The sequence below is a fragment of the Phytoactinopolyspora endophytica genome, from assembly GCF_004138495.1.
Taxonomy (GTDB): Bacteria; Actinomycetota; Actinomycetes; order Jiangellales; family Jiangellaceae; genus Phytoactinopolyspora; species Phytoactinopolyspora endophytica.
Genome location: NZ_ML142855.1, coordinates 91,834 through 93,108, shown reverse-complemented (window position 1 = coordinate 93,108; position 1,275 = coordinate 91,834). Strand labels below are relative to the sequence as shown.

Here is a 1,275-nt window from a genome sequence, read left to right as displayed (position 1 = left end):
AAGCAATCTCGCCGCGGCCGACTCCAGTGTCCGCATCGCGTCCAAGCCATCCGGCCCTGACCACAACGCGGCCGCCGGGTCATGCTCCACGACCTCTGGGTCACGGATCGCAGCGCCCACCGGCACGTACGGAGGGTTGGCCACGACCACGTCGACCGTTCCGGCCAGCATCGACATGCTCCGGTCCAGGATGCCCCCGACATCGTCCCGATGCACCACCACCGATTGCCCGGCAGCGTTCTTGCGCAGCCACTCGACGGCGGCGTCCTCGGATTCCACCGCATGCACGACGCACGGACGCACCTCCCGCGCCACCGAGATCGCGATCGCACCGGAACCGGCGAACATGTCGACCACCACCGGCACCCGGCCGGCGTCGATCACCGCTCGTGCCTCCGCGATCGCCGCGCCGGCGGTGAGCTCGGTCTCCGGACGGGGCGTGAAGACACCCGGGCCGACCTGCAAGGTGATGTGCCGGAAGTGCACGACACCGGTGATGTGCTGCAGCGGTTCCCGCGCCGCCCGTCGTTCGACAAGCTCGGCATAGGCGGCGGCGAACCGTACGTCGTCGAGGTCTTGTCCCGGTTCTTCGCCGGCGCCGGCCAGGCGGGTCGCCAGCTGAGACCGCTCGATGCCGAGGACGTGTGCGGCCAGTACCTCGGCATCATGCCGCGGGGATGGCACACCGGCGGCCGCCAGCCGCTCAGCGGCGGCCCGGATCTCTTCACGCAACGACATCACGGCCCAAGGCAATCATGTTGCACCCCACAGAACACATGCGGGGCAGCGCATGAGCGAACGGCCCGACGGACAGGTCGCGCAGGTTGGGGCGAAGGGATCACCAGGCTCAAGCCCAACGGGCCACAGACTCACCGAGCGGGACACAGCCAGCGCAACCCGCTGCCTGGTGATCCCTTCGCGCCGACCTGCGCGACTTCTCATCACCTTCGGGCCAGCCATCATCGGGACGAGCCATCGTCGGACCAGCTGTCTCGGACTACCCGCCCTCGGACTCTGAGGCGTCGCTGGAGACCGCGATCTTCGCGTTGGTGTCCGCGTCGACCAAGGCTTGGATGACCGTTCCGAGATCACCCTCGAGCACCGCATCGAGGTTGTGGGCTTTGAATCCGATGCGGTGGTCGGAGATGCGGTTCTCCGGAAAGTTGTACGTGCGGATCCGTTCCGAACGGTCGACGGTACGGATCTGGCTCCGCCTGGCGTCAGAGGCTTCCTTCTCGGCCTCTTCCTGGGCCGCCGCGAGCAGCCTGGCACGCA

General features: G+C 68.1%; 1 protein-coding gene and 1 pseudogene. Both read right to left on the bottom strand.

Annotation, left to right across the window (positions count from 1 at the left end):
• Positions 1-738 (bottom strand): N5-glutamine methyltransferase family protein (locus tag ELR45_RS15250; RefSeq protein WP_240759752.1); only part of this gene is annotated, 738 nt, incomplete at its 3' end.
• Between the two features lie 259 nt (positions 739-997).
• Positions 998-1,275, bottom strand: a pseudogene (locus ELR45_RS40920) (peptide chain release factor 1); the annotation flags it as partial.